Raw genomic sequence first — 18,947 nt, 5'->3', positions numbered from 1 at the left:
GAAGGTAACTGAGTCCCAGGGTTAAGAGAGTCAATGCCACCCGTGTTATACCATTTTTACTTCAAACTGCGCGTTATCTTCTTCATCTTTTACAGTTCTGCTTCACTTAAAATTATAACCATAGCTATCAGTCTCCGCACTACATGCTACGCCCTGACAAGCCGCTATGCCTGCCTATGCCGAAGTCGGTCTCCGCGCAGGCAGGCATAAAATTTTAAGCTTACAGAACAGCAAAACTTGTCTCCCGTAGCGTGTAAAGCGTAGGGTGATATTTTGAACCTATGCGCGCCCTCTGAAGTACAAATGGTATTAATGCTCTTTCTCTAAAAAAATATCCGATTGAGGGAGATGCCCGATTTGCCACGGCGTAGCTCCAAAGGAGTGAAGTGGGGAGAGTAGGGGGCTTCAATGGTTAAAAAAACATTCTATTTGACCATTGATAGAGTTCTGATCTGCGCTTTATAAACCTCCCGAAATCCCACAAAAACTGCATCATACTGACCTGACTTAAAATCGGGGAAAGTATTTTCAACGGTATGAAATTGACCATTTTCGAAAATAAGAGTCGGATCAGCATAAATCCCCTGGTCTAGATAGATTTTATGACCATTATATTTGGCTGAGGCCAGGATCATCTTATGAAAATCAAGATAACCAATATCCAGATTCACTTTTCGGGAACCTTCCTGAAGAAGTTGAGCTTCAATTGCATTGCAGATGATTTTCAGATCGGACAATCTCCCGGGACTCATCAGAGACTCAAAACTAAAGAATAATCGATAAATGGGAGTCCCCATCTCTGCATTATAGTAATCGGTGACATCAAAGGGGAAGGGCTGACTGTGCTCATCGATCCGGCCGATCTTTTCAAGACAAAGTTGTTCAGCCTGGTCCAGTAATTTTCTGTCAGAGAACAACGCTCCAATAAAATATTTAACGGGTTGAGGTGCTTCAGTTTTCACGCTAGTTCCTCTTGCGAATTATTTCTGGTTCAAACTGATGCTTGCCACTCATCCGGAGAATTTGCCGGGCTTCTTCCACTTTTTCCAGAGGAATTCCGAAGCGATCCCGAATCAACTTTTCAGCTTGATTCCGTTCACGGGTCTTTTCCACCAAGGTAGGGCTGGTGATCTTGATAAAATCACCTTGAATATAGGTCATTTCAAAACCCTTGACCTTGGTAAGCGTGAGATCATCCATTCCAGGCAGCTCAAATGATGCTTGCCAATATTGCGCGAACTCAGAGACGGAAATTGCTCGGTCAATGAAGCGATAACGTCTGACATACTGACCCTTACGAAAAGTGTACAGAGCATAAGTATCAGTTGCTGGTAGATAGCGCAATTCCACTCCTGTTTCGGCAGACAGGCGGGTACGGACAGTCTCTTGCAACAAGGGCAGGGGTGTGAATATCATATAACCCGGATCCACCAGGAAGCGCTTACCTGCGAAGTTAATCATAATGACAGAGTGATTGTTTGCGCCCCAATTCAGATCACAGATCAACGGCTGGGTCTCGTAGCCCAGAATGGTGTATATGCCTGTGAGAAAATAGGTAAGGGAAAAACAGGTTCCTCCCAGATGCCAGGCATAGTGATCTTCGGTTAGTTCATCAGGAAGTCGAAAAGAGGTTTGGTCATCTGTCTGTCCGTGCTTAATGATCTTACTGATGTTTTCGTAGGGGAGCCGGCTAAAATACCGCGAGACCGCTGTAATGTGTTCTAAAGAGGGTTTGTGTCCCTTGAATTGAAAACCTTTCAAGAAATGAAGGGTCTCCTGTTCAAAGTCTGATGGATTGGGAAGTTGTGTGATTATTCCAGTATCAGGCATGTCTCAACTTGATGTTTTTTGTCGCTCTAATCAAGGAGAGAGTGCTAAACATTTTGGAGTTTCCCTGGACAGACTATATTGCAGTCCAATTAGCCTAAATAATTCATAGCCACTAAGTCACCAAGACACAAAGTTTAATAAAATATATGCTTATCAAAAATTATCACTCACAGATACAAATAATACTGTTTAAAATGATCTTGTTCATAACTTTAATACTTTTCGTGACTTAGTGTCTTCGTGGCAATAATTCATGAATAATGCAGGTTAGATTGATAGAAAGGTGCAATTCCCATGATTCCAGCTCCTATACTGATCATCTTTTATTTTATCACCCCTGTCATGATACTCTGGCTGTGTCAGAAGTACCCACTGGCCAACAAGATCGGGTCGGTGATTCTGGCCTATATTCTTGGAATATTTTTGGGCAACAGTGGTCTTTTGCCAAAGGGAGTCATCGGGTTGCAGGATACTTTAAGTGGTGTATCGGTGGCTCTAGCCTTACCGCTGCTGCTTTTTTCACTGGATGTCCGGTCCTGGTTGAATTCGGCTGGAAAAGCGATTCTTTCCATGTTAGGGGCTACAGCCATCGTGGTGATGGTAGCTGGATTTGGATCATGGCTTATCAGGTACAGCGTGGAGGAGGCCTGGCAGTTCGGCGGAATGGCCATTGGTTTATACACGGGAGGCACCCCTAATCTGGCAGCCATAAAGACGGCTTTGGGTGTGGATCCTACCTCTTTTATTATGATGCATACTTATGACACAGCGAATGGTGTTATCTACCTCATGTTTGTCATGACCATTGGTCAGAAGGTCTTCAATCGCTTCCTGCCAAAATTCCAAGCCAGGGGTATCATCCAAAATGCTGGTAGTGAAAGGGAGGATATTAATAGCTATGTGGGGATTTTCCAGAAAAAGATCATGTTGGGACTTCTCGTTGCCCTAGGTCTTTCGCTTTTAATTCTGGGTCTCAGCTTTGGGTTTTCACAATTGATACCGCAGGACTATTCAACGGCAGCCATCATGTTGCTTATCACCAGTCTGGGAATTGGAGGATCCCTTGTTACAAAGATCAGAATGATACCCAGGACCTTTCAATTTGGGATGTACATTATTCTGGTTTTCAGTCTGGTTGTGGGTTCCATGGCGAATCTGGAACAACTGGTAAATATCAACTGGTCCCTGATGTTTTTTGTAAATTTCGTGGTTTTTGGCACGATGTTGCTCCATGCGGTGTTTTGCAGAATTTTTAAGATCGATACCGATACTTTCCTGATCACGTCTGTTGCAGCAGTATGTTCACCGCCATTTGTTCCCGTGATCGCCAAAGCGCTGAATAACAAGGAAGTAATCCTGTCTGGTTTAACAACGGGAATTATCGGGTATGCTATTGGGAATTATCTGGGGATCGTTTTTGCCTATATATTCAGAGCGTTTCTTGGCTAGCGGACTAATTTATGAGTCGCGGATATAGACTGATAACTTCGGATATTCGTTTCATCCGGCGACTTAAACAGGACATCGATTTGATCAGGGCTAAGATCAATGTTGTACTGGAAGATAAGGCGTGATCTCCAGGTAACAGGTTTGATTAAATATTTCTATTATTAAATATGATTTTCGGTGGAATCAGAGCGTCAGAAAACTATACTACGCAAACTTATGAGATATACTTATTATAAAGACCCCCTGAAGCCCACCAAGAGTAGTGGTAATATTATTAAGATCCTGCTTTTGGCCTCGATCCTGATTGTGGTCGTGGTCTGGGTGGTCATGTGGAATACGACCAATACTTACCAACCGGAGCTCATGTCTGAGCAAGCTTTCTATGAAGGTTATTTTACGCTGAATACACGACTGGACCAAACTCTGGCCAGACGATTCCCAAGCTTGGAATATGTTGATGGACGACTTAGTGATGATGGGATTGCAACGCGCACATTCATGATTAAAGGCGCGAAACAGATTCGTCCGTCTGATGTTAAGAAATTACTGGAAAATACACTGGGCGGTTTTGGCTTTCAAGTGCAGCAAACTGCTGAAACCAACGATCACTGGGAATTCCAGGTGGGTAGTGATTCTACGATCTGGGCTATCTATTATTTTGAATATCCAGCAGAGCAGACGAATACGGTATCGATCCTTCCGGCAGATATCGCCAACGTGAGCAAACGACCAAAACTGGCTGTGATCATTGATGATTTCGGGTATTCAATGAATGAGACCATCAGTGGCTTTATAGCTTTGCAGGAAACGTTTACAGCGGCAGTTATTCCAGGGAGACCCTATTCCACACAAGTGGATGAACGTCTGAACTCTCGCAAGATCCAAACGCTGATCCACATGCCCATGATTACCATCACCAACTCGACCAGTGAACCGGATTACGCCTTATCTGACGATTTGAGTGACGGTGAAATTCAACGCCGTTTGAAAAAAGCCCGTAAAGAAATTCCCAAGGCAACCGGGATGAATAATCACCAAGGGAGTGGTGGCACTCAAAGTCGCAAGGTTATGACGGGAGTCACGGATTTCTTAACTGAGCGAAACATGTTTTTTATTGATAGTCGAACCATTGCGGCCTCTATTGCAGAGTCTGTTGCCCGGGAGCATAAAGTCCCCACCAATAGTCGAGATGTTTTCCTGGATGAAGTGGATGACCCTGCAGCAATTGCCGGTGAGCTATTTCGCTTGGCTCGTATCGCTAAGGAGCGGGGGGAGGCCATCGGGATCGGACATTGCAGACCGAATACTCTGGCAACGATGAAAAAGTATTTACCAGCATTGGCTAAAGCGGGCTTCGAACTAGTACCAGCTTCAAGATTAGCTCGCTGATCATCAATCATTTTAATTATCGAGGATTAATTATGGCTCAAATGGAACTTAATCTGGATGCCTTTTTAGAGGCTGGTCAGCAACTTAAACTGGAGGGCTTAAACTTACCTGGTATTGTCACAATAGCCGGGTTGTCAGGGGTGGATGGTTTCAGCCTTAGTTATGATGGTCGCTCACAATCATTTTCAGAAAAAGATCTGGAACTGGCAATTGCTTCTGCCGTGAATATCCGTTTTGCCCTGAGGATTGCCCCAAGGGCTGAGTTGTTGCAATTAGCTTTAAATCTGCCAGTGAAACAGGTCACTTTTGTAGCGGACAATCTATTTGATGATTATGGCGCGGATCTGGAAACGTTCATTCCGCAGCTAAAAGATGCTGGAAAATTGATCTCTTTCCGATTAGAGCCAGATATCGGCCTGCTTAAGAAGGCGTATCGTATGAGTGCTGATCTGGTAGAACTGGATGTGTTTCATTACTCAAAGAATAAAAGCGCCACCGGTCAGGTGGAAGCCCAGGAACAAGTCGCCCTCATGTCTCGTACTGCCGAGAAGAACGGTATTGGGGTGGCGGTCAATGGTGGTATTACCTACCAGAATGTGATGCCCCTGGTGAGTATCGAAGCAGTAGAAAATGTGATCACAGGCCGGACTATTTTTGGGCGCTCGGTCTTTGTGGGACTGGAGACGGCTATTCGCGATTTCAAAGCCCTGGTTGCATGAGTTCTTTGATCACTCAGATTGACCGCTCCGGTCGCGTGGAAAGTTTTCACGTGGGGTATGGTGTGATCACCGATGCCAATGGTCAGATCGTTAGATCCTATGGTAATCCTCAATATGCCACGTATGTGCGATCATCAGCAAAGCCGATTCAGGCCATGGCTGTTTTGCGATCCGATGCTTATCGAGATCTTAAACTTACCCCTGATGAACTAGCAGTTATTTGTTCATCTCATAGTGGTGAGACTGTTCATCTTGAAAGGGTGGTTCAGATTTTCTCGAAGGCAGGACTGAGTCCTGATCTTTTAGCCTGTGGTATCCACCCACCCATAGATAAGAAAAGTGCCCAACAGTTAGTTGCCGATGGAGTCGAACCCTGGGAGATCCATAATAATTGTTCCGGTAAACATGCCGGCATGCTGGCTACCTGTGCTCAATTGGGCTTTGATCCTGAGCATTACCTCGCTCCTGATCATCCGGTTCAACAATACATCTACCAAATAGTCAAGGAATATACTTCTGAAGCGTCCATTCATCGTGGTGTTGATGGGTGTTCAGCCCCTGTTTTTTATTTGCCGCTTTCCAAAATTGCCAGGGCTTTTGCCCGGATCAGTGTTCGAGAGACGGAAGAGTGTCAACAGATCTTCAATGCCATGACCACATACCCTCACTTGGTGGGAGGTAATGGTCGTTTTGATACCTTGCTGATGCAAAGTTTTCCTGGTCGGATCATTTCCAAAGGGGGTGCTGAGGCAGTTTCTGCTGCCGGATTCACCATGCCTAATGGTGAAGTATACGGCTTAGCTGTCAAGGTGTTGGATGGCAATTATCGGGCGATCGGCCAAATGGTTCTGAAGATGTTGGACGACATCAGCTTCCTGGGAGAACCGCTTCCTGAAAAATTGGATAAATGGTGGAACCCGCAGTTGAAAAATCATGCAAATCATGTTGTTGGTACTACCCGCACGCTGATCAATGACCAATAAAGGATTGGGATAGATGTCTAAGAACAGAACCTCGTGGGACAGTTATTTTATGAAAATTGCTGAGGATGTTTCCACGCGCTCGACTTGTGATCGAAAATATGTTGGTGCTGTGATCGTACGGGACAAAATGATTTTATCCACGGGCTACAATGGATCTATTCGGGGTTTGCCTCATTGTGATGAGGTGGGCCATGAAATGGAGAATGGACATTGTGTCCGAACTGTTCACGCCGAGGCGAATGCCATTGTTCAAGCTGCTCGCAATGGTGTCAGAATAGGTGAATCGGATATCTATGTAACGGCCAGTCCTTGTTATAACTGTTTCAAGCTGATTGCCAATGCGGGGATCAAGCGCATTTTTTATGGTGAGTTATACAGGGATGAACGGATTAAAACCCACGCAAAAGAAGCCGGGATAGAGTTAATCCATCTTTCCTGATCATTATTTTTAACCGCTAATTACGCAAATATCCGCGAAATAAAAACTTTTAGAGCTCCAATTGGTATTACTACTCATTAATATAAGGTTTGAGGATATCGGCCCAGACAAGATACCCCTTTCCTGATAGATGAAGCCCGTCATTGGTGTACTCCGGGTTCAGGTAGCCATCTGAAGTAACAAACCTGCCATATAGATCGATGTATTCAGCTTTAGATTTCCCACAGAGCTTGAACAGATCCTGGTTTAGTTGAATGACCTCAGCACTCTTGTTTACATGATTTAGATATTTTTGATAAACAGGATTTACAGGTAAAACGCTTTGGATATATATCCGGGTGCCAGGAGAAGCTGAATGGATCCGATCAATGATCGTGTGAATATTCTGGATAATGTTTGCTAGAGAGGCTTCCTTTGACAGGTCATTGATACCAATGAGCAGAAAAACTTTCAGGGGCTTTGATTCTGTCACCTCATCCAGGCGGTTGATTATTCCCCGAGTAACATCGGCACTGATCCCCCGGTTTTTGATCCTGGGATCACCCAGTAGTTCAAACCAGTTGCCACCGTCAGTGATGCTGTTCCCCAGCAAAATAATTTCATCAGAGGCATTGGGTAAGACGGTAAACAGGTCAGCTTTCCGTTCATAGTAGACTGATGTGGGTACTTTAGCTTCCTGCGCCATTCCCGGGATGTTCCCCAGGAACAGTAGCAGCAATAAATTCATAAACCTCATTTTACAGACTCCTTTCAGGGCGGGTTACTCATCTTAACAGGATAAACATAGCACTTGACTTTTGGTAAAGTTTTTAACAAAATAGGAATGAATTAATATTAATGAATAAATATGCATATCAAGAAAATAAATTCAGCTTCTCTCTAGCCTGCATTATTCATGAATTTATTGCCACGAAGACACTAAGTCACGAAAAGTATTAAAGTTATGAACAAGGTCATTTTAAACAGTATTATTTGTATCTGTGAGTGATAATTTTTGATAAGCATATATTTTATTAAACTTTGTGTCTTGGTGACTTAGTGGCTATGAATTATTTAGGCTAGATCTTTTGTTACTGCGGAAAAAAGGAAAATAAGAATATGAACAGAGCAAAGCAACTCACTGAGATTACCTCTGCAGAATATGACGTTGCTATCATTGGTGGCGGAATCAATGGTGCAGGGATTGCGATGGATCTGGCCCTGCGCGGTGTGAAGACCATCCTCTTTGAAAAACGGGATTTTGGCTGGTATGCGACCAGCTCTTCAACCAAGCTGATCCATGGGGGGCTCAGATATTTGGAATATTTTGAATTGTCTCTGGTTCGGGAATCCCTGGCTGAGCGAGAGCGCCTTCTCTCCAACGCTCCCCATCTGGTGAAACCGCTGAAATTGAATGTTCCAATCTATAAGCACAGCAAACGTCCCGCCTGGATGGTGCGGGCAGGTCTAACTTTATATGATATACTGTCCTACAATAAGTCGTTGCCAAATCATAGCTATTATGCCAATAATCGCAAGCAGCGAGAGAGGGCAACTATTGATCCAGCGCTAAATCAAAAAGAGTTGACAGCAGTTTTATCATATTATGATTGTCAGATCGCCTTCCCGGAGCGACTAACACTTGAATTGATAATTGGTGCTGAAGAGGCCGGGGCAGCTGTTCTGAACTATTGTAAGGTTAAGGGGATGAGCCGAGATTCCGAAAATGAAAATTATCTGCTTCAGGTAAATGATAAACTAACCGAAACCAACCATGAGATAGCGGCAAAATATATCATCAATGCTGGTGGTCCTTTTGTTGATAGTATTAACCTGAATCTTGCACAGGAAGTGGGTCGCAAAATGGGAGGAACCAAGGGCAGTCACCTCCTGATCAAACGTTTTGAAGGTGGTCCTAAAGAAGCGATCTATGTGGAAGCCCAACAAGATGGCCGGCCCTACTTTATCATTCCTTGGTTGGACTATTATTTGGTTGGGACGACTGACCTTTTTTATGATGGGGATATGAATGAAGTTCACGCAACTAAGACAGAGATTGAATATCTGCTGTACGAGCTCAACCAGCTAATTCCCGGACATTCGTTTGAAGAGAAAGATGTGTTATATACATATTCCGGGATTCGGCCCTTACCCTTTGAGCCCGGCAAGAAGGAACGCAGTGTAACCCGACGTCATATTATTCTGGATCATGAGAAAGCAGGCGGGTCACAAAATGCGTTTTCGATCATCGGCGGTAAGTTGACCACCTATCGGAGTCTGGCAGAAGATACAGCTGATCTCATCTGTAAGCGCTTGGGGCATAAGGCCGCCTGTGTTACTCGACATCAGTCTTTACCTGGGGCAATAATATCCGACAAGATCCAAAAGGTTATTTTAAGCTTGGCGAACCGTCACCAGATCAGCGATGCGACAGTGCAACACCTCCTTTCATTTTATGGATCTCGAACAAAAGAGATACTTGAACAAGTTGGCAAGGAGCCAGAGCTGGCAACACTCATTTCTGATGATAGACCGGAAATAATGGCAGAGGTAGCCTACGCCATCAGGAGTGAACATGCACAGACCCTGGCCGACATCTACTACCGGCGGACAATTATCGGATCCTATGCAGATCGTAGCGAAAATTCAGTAAATAATGTGGCAGCGCTCGCCGCAGAATACCTGGCCTGGTCCCCCTCGGAAACTCGATCTCAGATCGAGTCACTGGCTTTAATGATGTCAGAACAAAGCCACTGGGAAGCCATTCCGGCTTAACTTTTCGAGTGCTGAATGATGTGCCAGTAAGTTAGTTTTATGAGAAATTGAATAAATATTCATGAATTGATATCTTGACATTGATTCTAAAGAGCATTAAATAATCATCATGTCTTTAAAAACAGTGGAGAATTCGTTTTTCTGCGGACTTAGGTCAGTGTTATCACCTATATCCGGAGCTGATAATAGAAAATGCTTCAAGCTTTTAACTAAAGAAGGAGAAGGAAATGAAAACTGCATTAAAAGGATTGTGCATCACTGTACTGATGTTTGCATTCACCAGTATTGCATTCGGAGATATCTTTATTACGGAGATCGCAGATCCAAATGGTGGCGGATACGCAGCCAGATTTGTTGAGCTGTTTAATAATGGTAGCGAAGATGTTGACCTAAGTGAAGGCTGGTCACTGGCTCGGTATACTAACGGAAATGATTATATCACTACTAGACTTGCTCTGCGGGGTGTCATACCTGCCGGCGGTTTTTATGTTAGTTGCAGACATGCTGATGATTTTATGGAGACCTTTGGTTTTGCAGCTGATTTAGATGGTCACCAGGCCGGACCGGTTGATAGTAATGGTGATGATAATATAGTACTGTACAACCCAGCCTGGGAAGTTGTGGACATTTACGGCCGTCCTGGTGAAGATGGTACAGGCACAGATCATGAATTTGAAGATGGTCGGGCTGAGAGAGTTTCGACTGTTACGACAGGTAACCCTACTTTTGACCCCGCTGAATGGGATATTGACAATGATTCTGGTGGTGGAGATGGACCACAAGAAGCCCCTGCCGATTTTGACCCACGAGCCTGGTTCACCCATGCTTCTAACCCTTTCAACATTTTAGAGGTTAAAACATTAGACAATTTGACAGTAACTGTAAGTTATACTTACCCTGTTGACTCAGTAACTGCTGTAATGGCTGCCAATTATGATATTGGTGGCGTTGCTCCTCTGAGTATAACCGCTGAATCGAACATGGTTGTGTTAACCCTGGCTGTTGCCATGACCCACCCAACTGATTATGTTTTAACAGTCAATGATGTTTACACCCTCGATAGCTCTCTAACGATCGGCACCAATAGTACAGCTGCCTTTTCCTACTACGAATATTCAGGAAAAGTTGTTATCAGTGAGTTTACCTATAATTCAGAAGGCAGTGATAACGAATGGTTTGAAATCTTTAATGCATCTGCCGAGACTATTGATCTTACAGGATGGCTGTTTCGAGATGAGCCGACCAGTCATTCTCCCATTATTATCCAGAGCACCACAGACAATGTTTTGGCTCCCGGTGAATATTTTACGATCTTCGCTTATGGTGATGGTGTTGTCAATGGTTGGCCTCTTCACTTTACCCCGGATGTAAACGGTGCTGTCAATTACGCGGATACTAGTCACTTCCATATGTGGAATTTAAACAATAGTGATGACATTATTTACATGTGGGATAGTATGGGTAACCTGGTTGACAGCGTTGCTTATGATCAGAGTCTTCCCAATACCGTGCCTGTAGAAGCCTATTTGGGTATTGGTCATACTGTAGAAATAATCAACCCCATGGCCAGCAACGATGATCCAACCAACTGGCAGGCTAGCTATTTCTATGGTGGAACACCTGGACTTGAGAATGTTACCATCGCTCCTGTATATCCTGGTGTTGTAATCAGTGAAGTTATGTATCATTCTTCACTTGACGATTCTGCCCAGGTTGAGTGGATCGAGCTATTTAATACTGAAGATGATAGTGTTGATATAGGTGGCTGGTACACCATGGATGATAATCCAACACATGTGAGAACCCCGTTCCCCGTTGGCACAAAGATCGGTCCTGGAGAATACCTGTCGGTCTTTAATTATGTCTCTTCAGATACATTTGTAGTTCCATTTACTCCTGATTATGATATCTCAGATGGCGACATCGGCTATAGTGACTCGAAAGATAACCCACTTCTCTTCAATGCTGAAGATGACTTGGTCAGCTACATGTACTATGATGATGGTGGAGCAGGCGAAATGTTCGAGCATGCTTCGGGTGCCGATGGTCTGGGATATTCACTGGAATTAATAGATCCGCTTCTGTCAAATCATGATCCATTGAACTGGAAAGCCAGTAGTGGATTGGGCGGCACACCTGGAACAGAACCTCTGGACGAGTTCCCGCCAACCATATTGAATGTGAGTGTCGTGGATCTGAACACCATCAATGTGGCTTTTTCAGAATCGGTGGATTCAGTGACTGCCACAACTCTGATCAATTATTCAGTAGATGGTGGAATTGGTGTTCCATCAGCAGCTGTCTGGTCTGATTATCAGGTTGCACTGACCATTGGTGCGCTGGTTCATGAGACTGATTATACTTTAACCGTGAGCAATGTTGCTGATGTTTCCGGAAATGTGATCGACACCTTAAGTACGATGGCATTTACTTATCAAGCTTATGTTGACATGATCGTGATCAATGAGTTTCAGTATAATTCAGAATACTATGATAATGAGTTTATTGAATTGTACAATGCTTCAGCCGATACAATCGATATTTTGGGATGGTATTTGAGAGATGAGCCCACCAGTCATCAGTTTCTAGTGGTTCCCGACAGCATAAATACGGTTATGCTTCCTGGTGACTATTTCACAATCTATGTCTACGGTGAGGGTGAGGAAAAAGGCTGGCCATTGCATTTCACACCAGATCTGCAAGCAGCCATCGACTACACCGATACGACTCGGAATCATCTCTGGAACCTGAACAATAGTGGAGATATGATCTACCTCTGGGATGACCTGGGTAATTTGACGGATTTTGTTGACTATCATACAGATCAGCTCGCATACCCTGATCCTGCAAGATGGGGAACTGGATTATCCTGCGAATTAATTGATCCAGCCATGGATCGTAATGATCCGGCCAGTTGGCAACCCAGTTATTTCTATGGTGGTACTCCAGGAGCCCTCAATATTCTAGAAGCTCCCGTTTATCCAGCAATCGTTGTAAACGAGATTATGTACAATGCTGCTGGTGATGTTGAATATGAATGGATCGAGCTGTTCAATGCTGGTGATGTCGACATCGATATAAGCGGTTGGTATATGATGGATGACAATCCTACACATGGTCGTGTCGGTATACCAGAAGGTACGACATTAGCAGCCGGGGATTTCTATACCCTGCTAAATCATGTTGAAGTGGATACCTTCGAACTCCCCTTCACGCCTGATTTTGATGTTACAGAAGGAGGAATCGGTCTGAGTAATTCCAGGGATAACTGTATCATTTTTAATGCTGCTGATGTCATGATGACCTTTATGCATTATGATGATGGAACACCTGATAGTGGTGATGATTTCCAACATGCTCCTGAAGCTGATGGTACCGGTCCAACCCTGGCCTTGATAGATGCCACAGCATCGAATTGGGATCCGATCAACTGGATCATCAGTCTTGAAGATGGCGGAACACCTGGCATTGAGAATTTCGATGTTACTGGTCCGGCGATTGTTTCAGCCGCAGCCTCCAGTGATACCAGTGTTGTGCTTACATTTTCAGAAGTTGTTCACCCGGCAACAGGTGAGCACCTGACTAACTACTCATTTGATAATGGGATAGGAACACCACTGGCCGCAGAAGCTGATGGGAATATTGTAACACTCATAACCACGCCATTTACGGTTGACCTTGAGTACACGATTACCATGAACAATATCTGGGACATGTTAGGCAATGCCATTGAGGCTAACTCAACGATCAGCTTTACTTCGACTTTCGTTGGAGTGCATGACGGGATGCTGCCAGATGAATATGCTCTCAATCAGAACTATCCGAATCCTTTCAATCCTGTGACGACGATCAGTTATGCCTTGCCAGAGGTTGCCGATGTAACCCTGCGGATCTATGATATCACCGGACGTGAGATACATGCCCTGGTGGATGAGTCACAACCAGCTGGTTGGTATGACCTGAAGTGGAGTGGCCTAAGTGCCCAGGGAACTCCTGTAAGTACTGGAATGTATTTTGCCAGAATTCAGGCTGGTGGTTATACCAAAGTCATTAAGATGTTGTACCTGAAATAGGACTTACTTTAGAGTAGTAAATAGCTTGTAAATAAGCGCAAGAAAAGCAGAACGGCTGGGCGCGAATGTCCGGCCGTTCTTGCATTGAGTTTCCTTTCACCAGACAAGGTCAAAGCTTTCCTGATTGAAATACTCATTGACAGATTCGATACAGTGAGATATCGTAATAGTGAATTAATATCAATGAATATATATTTAAGGCACAAAAAAGATAGAATTGCCCAACCAGGAAAACACAACCAGACAGGGAATATTGAACTAAGATGGGAGAGATCAACAATGAGATTGATAAGCGGCCTAATAGTAATGATTTTTACATTTTCTGGATGCGGAGAAAATAAACTGTCACCTATTAACGTGTATACAGATTTGGGAGTTCTTCCCATCCAGGCTCACCGCGGTGGTGGTTTGAGAATCCCGGAAAACACCCTGGAAACGTTCATAGAAACCTGGGAGATGGGGATCATTCCAGAAGCCGATATTCGCACCACCTCCGATGATGTTATTATCTGTATCCACGATAAAAACTCAAAACGTCTGGCTCCAAACACATCAGATTCCCTGATCAATATCTCCTTTAGTGAGATCAGTCTCGCAGTGGCTAAAACATTGGATGTTGGATCATTTCGGGGAGATCAAGTCCAGTCTATTCCAACGTTGGAAGAGGTTTTTAAAAGTATGTCCGGACATCCCGATCGCTTTATATATCTGGATTATAAAAAGATCGATCTGGATCGGCTGGCCAATATGGTTAGAGATCATGGTCTTGAAAGACAGATCATTTTTACGACAAAGCATCATAACCTGATCATAGACTGGCACAGTCGCATACCTGAATCACTATCACTCCTTTGGATCGGTGGGAGTCTGGAAAATGTGAAAAAGACCTTTGCGTCCATCCGTGAAAATCAATTTGAAGGGATCACTACCATTCAGATCCATGTGAAATACCCAGATGTTGAAAGTGACCAACCTTTTAAACCCGCGCCGGATTATCTCCAGGCCAGGATGAAAGAAGTGAACGAACAAGGGATATTATTCCAGGTTTTACCCTGGCGGATGGTCGAGCCTGAAGTGTACACCCAACTCCTTGAGCTTGGTGTACGTTCTTTTGCTACGGACTATCCAATTATGACGATTGATATATACAAGAAATATATGGAAAGTATTTGAATTAGAGAAGGGCTAACTAATCCAGGATCAACCTGGTCTTGTTGGCTGGACAAAAGAGGACCAGATGGAAACCTTTGAAAAAGAAAGCAGAAAACGCCTTGAGATCGCCCTGTCTAAAGCCGATACCACGCGGTATATCAATGTAGGTCACAATACGATTTCTAGTGTGGGAGAATATTTCATAAAATGCTTCCCCGCTCGCAGAGCTGTTATTGTCGCTGACCAGAATACCTTTCAAGCTGCCGGTCAAGCCGCTCAAAAGGTTATGAAAGCTCAGGATAACCAAACTCTGGAACCCTTCATTTTTAACGAAAGTGATTTTCATGCAGAGATGCAGTATGTTGAGGAGTTGACCGCCTATCTTAAAACTGTGGATGCTATTCCAATTGCAGTTGGTTCCGGGACTCTTAATGATTTAACAAAATTAGCAGCCCATCGTTGTGGCAGACCCTATATGGTTGTTGTGACCGCTGCTTCAGTAGATGGATATACTGCGTTTGGAGCTTCCATTACAGCAGCTGGTTTTAAACAGACCTTTCAGTGTTCGGCACCTCTGTGCGTGATCGCTGATCTTTCCGTCATTGCAGAAGCCCCCCCGGAAATGAATGCCTGGGGTTATGCTGATCTGATCGCCAAGATTCCTGCAGGTGCAGATTGGATTCTTGCCGATGCCCTGGGTATTGAAGCAATTAGGCAGGATGCCTGGGCTTTGGTTCAACACCCATTACGAGATCTGACAGCTGATCCTGGAGGTGTGAAACGAGGTGAAGGTAAGGCCTTATGTTATCTGGTTGAAGGTTTACTTATGGCCGGTTTGGCAATGCAGGCCATCGGTTCATCTCGCCCAGCTTCAGGTGCTGAACACCAATTCAGTCACCTCTGGGACATAGAGCATCACACCCATCACGGGATTGCTCCATCGCATGGGTTTAAAGTTGCCATCGGATCATTATCCTCCCTGGCGCTCTATGAAAAGATATTGGATATTCCCATTGAGGATCAAAAATGGGAATTGATTACGATCAAAGAACGTTGGCTTACTTTTGCAGAGATTGAAGCAAACATTGTGTCCCATTTTAACGATCCGGATGTAGCTAAACAGGTGATTGACCAAGCTCAGGGCAAATATGTATCTCCTGATGTTCTTCACGATCGCATGCGTCAACTAAGTGATCTTTGGCCAGAATTAAAGCCGCAGATAATCAAACAGATCCTTCCATTTTCTGAGTTACGTGACAAGCTGGTCGAGATCAATGGGCCGGTTGATCCACAGGACATTGGGATTGAGATATCCCGATTAAGGCACAGCTTTCGATTGGCTCAGTATATTCGAACGCGCTACACTATTCTTGATGTAGCCCTGGAAGGTGGTTGGTTGGAAAGCAGTGTCCATCAGATATTCTCAAACAATCAATATTGGGCAGCAAGCCAGGAGGAAATAACGCTATCCCTGGAAGGTGTAGAATGACCCCCGGGATACATCAGAACCAGCTTAAGGCTATTCGTCACGTTGCCCTTGATATGGACGGAACTATCTACAACGGTTCAACCCTTTTTCCGTTTACTAAAAGCTTTCTGGCGGGACTAAAGATCATGGGAATTGGTTATACTTTTTTAACCAACAACAGCTCCAAGAGCGTAAGTGAGTATCTCAAGAAAATCCATGCTTTAGGCTTGGAAGCAACGGCGGAAAATGTTTACACCTCTGCCTTAGCGACTCAGAAATACCTGCGCAACAGCTATCCCACCGCAAAACGGGTCTATATTTTGGGCACGACAGGATTAAAACAGGAATTCAGGGATGCCGGCTATCATGTTGTCAACGGAAATCCAGATGAGGAACCTGAAATAGTAGTGGTTGGCTTTGATACCACCTTAACCTTTGAACGCTTGTCCAAAGGAGCCTACTGGATTAAGCAGGGTAAGCCGTTTATTGCCACTCATCCCGACTATATTTGTCCCACAGATGAGCCCATGGTTCTGGTTGATTGTGGCGCCATTTGTGCCGCGCTGGAAAAAGCTACGGGAATCTCACCTGAAGCAGTTCCCGGTAAACCCAATCCCTTGATGTTGGAAGGGATCCTGGAAGAGCATGGTCTGCAGCGATCAGAGCTGGCCATGGTTGGCGATCGTTTATACACAGATGTCGCAATGGCGCAGGCAAGCGGTGCTATTGGTGTTTTGGTGTTAACGGGAGAAGCGATTGAAACTGATCTGGAAACCAGTCCCTTTACCCCGGATATTGTTGTACCGAGTATCAAAGAACTGGGCGAGCAACTCAGACAAAGTCAAAACTGAATATCAGATTGTAGTTCAGGGGTAAGCTGGCAACCCCATTCATCACTGTTTAATGGGTTAAGTAACCTTCAGCCGAAGAAATAGGAAGTAAGCCAAAATGAAGTTGAAACTCTTAGAGCTATTTAGTCCTGCTCCTCCGCTCGAACAAATGGATACCAGTACGCCGGAATACCAGAAGGCTTACCGCTATTGGCGGATGCGGATCATGTATACCACCATGATCGGTTATGCTCTCTTCTATTTTGTCCGGAAGAATATGTCCTTAGCCTTGCCAGGTATGGAAGCTGAACTCGGGATAACGAAGGCTCAACTGGGTCTCTTCCTGACGCTGCATGGTTTGCTCTATGGGTTTTCCAAGTTTTTCAATGGGGTTATCGCTGATCGTGCAAATCCGCGATATTTTATGGCAGCTGGGCTGGCCCTGTCGGCCATTATGAGTATCCTGTTTGGGATGAGTAGTACCGTTCTGGCTTTTGGCTTGTTCTGGCTGTTGAATGGTTACTTCCAGGGAATGGGCTTTCCGCCCTGTGCCCGCAGTATCACACACTGGTTCTCACCGGGTGAAAGAGGAACCAAATTCGCGATCTGGAATACATCACATTCTATTGGTGCTTCCCTGGTACTCGTATTGACCAGCTTTCTGGTTGTGTACAATTGGCGATGGGCTTTCTATGTACCTGCTGGAATCGCATTGCTGGGAGCCTTATTTTTAGCGTATTGGCTCCGTGACACACCTCAATCATTGGGCTTACCACCTGTAGAAGTCTATAAGGGTGAAACAGGTAATAGTGAGCCCGATGTACAGGTCGATTGGAAACAACAACGTCAATTTCTGATTCAGTATGTTTTTAAAAACCCCATGATCTGGGTGCTCTCTTTTGCGAACTACTTTCTGTATACCGTTCGGTTTGCTATTCTGGATTGGGGACCTTCATTTCTTACGGAAATGAAGGGGGTGGATATTACTCAGGCCGGTTGGATTGTTGCGGGTTATGAGGTTTTTGGTATCGCAGGCATGCTGGTCAGTGGTTGGCTTATGGATCATGTATTTAAAGGCCGTGGTGGCCGGGCAGCATTTTTCTATATGGCGGCTTGCACCCTGACTATTTATTTTTTTTGGAGCATACCCTCAGATTCGCCCTATGTATACGCATCTCTGCTCTCTGCCATGGGCTTCTTTATCTATGGCCCTCAAGCATTAGTGGGCACTATGGCTGCAAATTTAGCCACCAAGCGTGTAGCTGCAGCAGCCATTGGTTTGACTGGTATCTTTGGATATCTCAGTGGGATATTATCAGGATGGGGTTTAGGCTATGTTGTGGATCAGAGTGGTTGGTCCACCGGTTTTCTGGTACTGATCTTTGCCGGTCTGGCCGGAACCTTCTTTTTTGCATTGACCTGGAACGCAGCCGAACCCCGGTTGGAACATAAATAGGAATTAATTATTATGAAAAATTTAACCATTGCCATCGATTGTGATGATGCCGCTGTGGATTTGAAGCTGACTGTTTTTGAACATCTCAAGCAAACAGGCTGGGATATTGTGGATTTGAACTATAGCGGTCAGAAGGCCGCCATGTATCCTGAGATTGGCTATAACCTGGCCCTCAGAATGCAGCAAAAAGATTTTGATCGGGGGATTCTTATCTGCGGAACAGGTATTGGAATGTCCATCATCGCCAATAAAGTTGAAGGAGTTTATGCCGGTTTATGCCATGATACCTACTCAGCAGAACGTCTTCAGAAAAGTAATAATGCTCAGGTTCTAACTATGGGAGCACGGGTGGTCGGCACTGAACTGGCAAAATCTATTGTGGATGCCTGGTTGGGCTCAGAATTT

Annotated in this window: 15 protein-coding genes; 12 read left to right on the top strand and 3 right to left on the bottom strand. The window is 44.6% G+C overall.

Annotation, left to right across the window (positions count from 1 at the left end):
* Positions 1-425: 425 nt before the first annotated feature.
* Together U9Q77_01670 and U9Q77_01665 are read right to left on the bottom strand one after the other, a co-directional pair.
* Positions 426-962, bottom strand: coding sequence for a DUF4416 family protein (locus tag U9Q77_01670; protein ID MEA3286073.1), 537 nt, complete (start codon positions 960-962; stop codon positions 426-428).
* Position 963: 1 nt separating this feature from the next.
* A complete protein-coding gene (locus tag U9Q77_01665) occupies positions 964-1,830 on the bottom strand; it encodes an arylamine N-acetyltransferase (protein MEA3286072.1) in 867 nt (288 codons plus the stop codon).
* A 294-nt stretch (positions 1,831-2,124) separates the two neighbouring features.
* On the opposite strand from U9Q77_01665, the gene U9Q77_01660 reads away from it, so the two are divergent.
* The 5 genes from U9Q77_01660 (at position 2,125) to U9Q77_01640 (ending at position 6,809) form a co-directional block, all read left to right on the top strand.
* Complete coding sequence (locus U9Q77_01660; GenBank protein MEA3286071.1) at positions 2,125-3,279, top strand: DUF819 family protein; 1,155 nt, start codon at positions 2,125-2,127, stop codon at positions 3,277-3,279.
* 216 nt (positions 3,280-3,495) lie between these two features.
* Positions 3,496-4,668, top strand: a complete 1,173-nt coding sequence (locus U9Q77_01655; GenBank protein ID MEA3286070.1) for a divergent polysaccharide deacetylase family protein — start codon at positions 3,496-3,498, stop codon at positions 4,666-4,668.
* Between the two features lie 32 nt (positions 4,669-4,700).
* The gene (locus tag U9Q77_01650; GenBank protein MEA3286069.1) at positions 4,701-5,387 is read left to right on the top strand and encodes a pyridoxine 5'-phosphate synthase; all 687 of its coding nucleotides are present in this window, start codon (positions 4,701-4,703) and stop codon (positions 5,385-5,387) included.
* Positions 5,384-6,370, top strand: coding sequence for an asparaginase (locus tag U9Q77_01645; GenBank protein MEA3286068.1), 987 nt, complete (start codon positions 5,384-5,386; stop codon positions 6,368-6,370). The genes U9Q77_01650 and U9Q77_01645 overlap by 4 nt, the downstream gene beginning before the upstream one ends.
* A 13-nt stretch (positions 6,371-6,383) precedes the next feature.
* The gene (locus tag U9Q77_01640) at positions 6,384-6,809 is read left to right on the top strand and encodes a dCMP deaminase family protein (protein ID MEA3286067.1); all 426 of its coding nucleotides are present in this window, start codon (positions 6,384-6,386) and stop codon (positions 6,807-6,809) included.
* 70 nt (positions 6,810-6,879) lie between these two features.
* Here U9Q77_01640 and U9Q77_01635 read toward each other — a convergent pair whose 3' ends face one another.
* Positions 6,880-7,545 (bottom strand): GDSL-type esterase/lipase family protein, encoded by a 666-nt coding sequence (locus U9Q77_01635; GenBank protein ID MEA3286066.1) that lies wholly within the window; start codon positions 7,543-7,545, stop codon positions 6,880-6,882.
* A 362-nt stretch (positions 7,546-7,907) separates the two neighbouring features.
* On the opposite strand from U9Q77_01635, the gene glpD reads away from it, so the two are divergent.
* The 7 genes from glpD to U9Q77_01600 form a co-directional block, all read left to right on the top strand.
* Entirely contained in the window at positions 7,908-9,563 is a 1,656-nt protein-coding gene (gene glpD, locus U9Q77_01630; GenBank protein ID MEA3286065.1) for a glycerol-3-phosphate dehydrogenase, read from the top strand.
* Between the two features lie 227 nt (positions 9,564-9,790).
* Positions 9,791-13,636 (top strand): lamin tail domain-containing protein, encoded by a 3,846-nt coding sequence (locus U9Q77_01625; protein ID MEA3286064.1) that lies wholly within the window; start codon positions 9,791-9,793, stop codon positions 13,634-13,636.
* Between the two features lie 306 nt (positions 13,637-13,942).
* A complete protein-coding gene (locus U9Q77_01620; GenBank protein MEA3286063.1) occupies positions 13,943-14,809 on the top strand; it encodes a glycerophosphodiester phosphodiesterase family protein in 867 nt (288 codons plus the stop codon).
* 64 nt (positions 14,810-14,873) lie between these two features.
* Entirely contained in the window at positions 14,874-16,277 is a 1,404-nt protein-coding gene (locus U9Q77_01615; GenBank protein MEA3286062.1) for a sn-glycerol-1-phosphate dehydrogenase, read from the top strand.
* Positions 16,274-17,107 carry an HAD-IIA family hydrolase gene (locus U9Q77_01610; GenBank protein ID MEA3286061.1) on the top strand — a complete coding sequence of 278 codons (834 nt, stop codon included), beginning with the start codon at positions 16,274-16,276 and terminating at the stop codon, positions 17,105-17,107. Before U9Q77_01615 ends, U9Q77_01610 begins: the two co-directional genes overlap by 4 nt.
* A gap of 97 nt (positions 17,108-17,204) precedes the next feature.
* Positions 17,205-18,542 carry an MFS transporter gene (locus tag U9Q77_01605; protein MEA3286060.1) on the top strand — a complete coding sequence of 446 codons (1,338 nt, stop codon included), beginning with the start codon at positions 17,205-17,207 and terminating at the stop codon, positions 18,540-18,542.
* Between the two features lie 12 nt (positions 18,543-18,554).
* On the top strand, positions 18,555-18,947 hold a 393-nt coding region (locus U9Q77_01600), incomplete at its 3' end, for an RpiB/LacA/LacB family sugar-phosphate isomerase (GenBank protein ID MEA3286059.1).

It is taken from the genome of Candidatus Neomarinimicrobiota bacterium, from assembly GCA_034716895.1.
In the GTDB taxonomy this organism is placed as follows: Bacteria; Fidelibacterota; UBA8477; order UBA8477; family JABMPR01; genus JABMPR01.
Note: the sequence above shows the minus strand (reverse complement) of the source record. Positions and strands in the feature narration are given on the sequence as shown.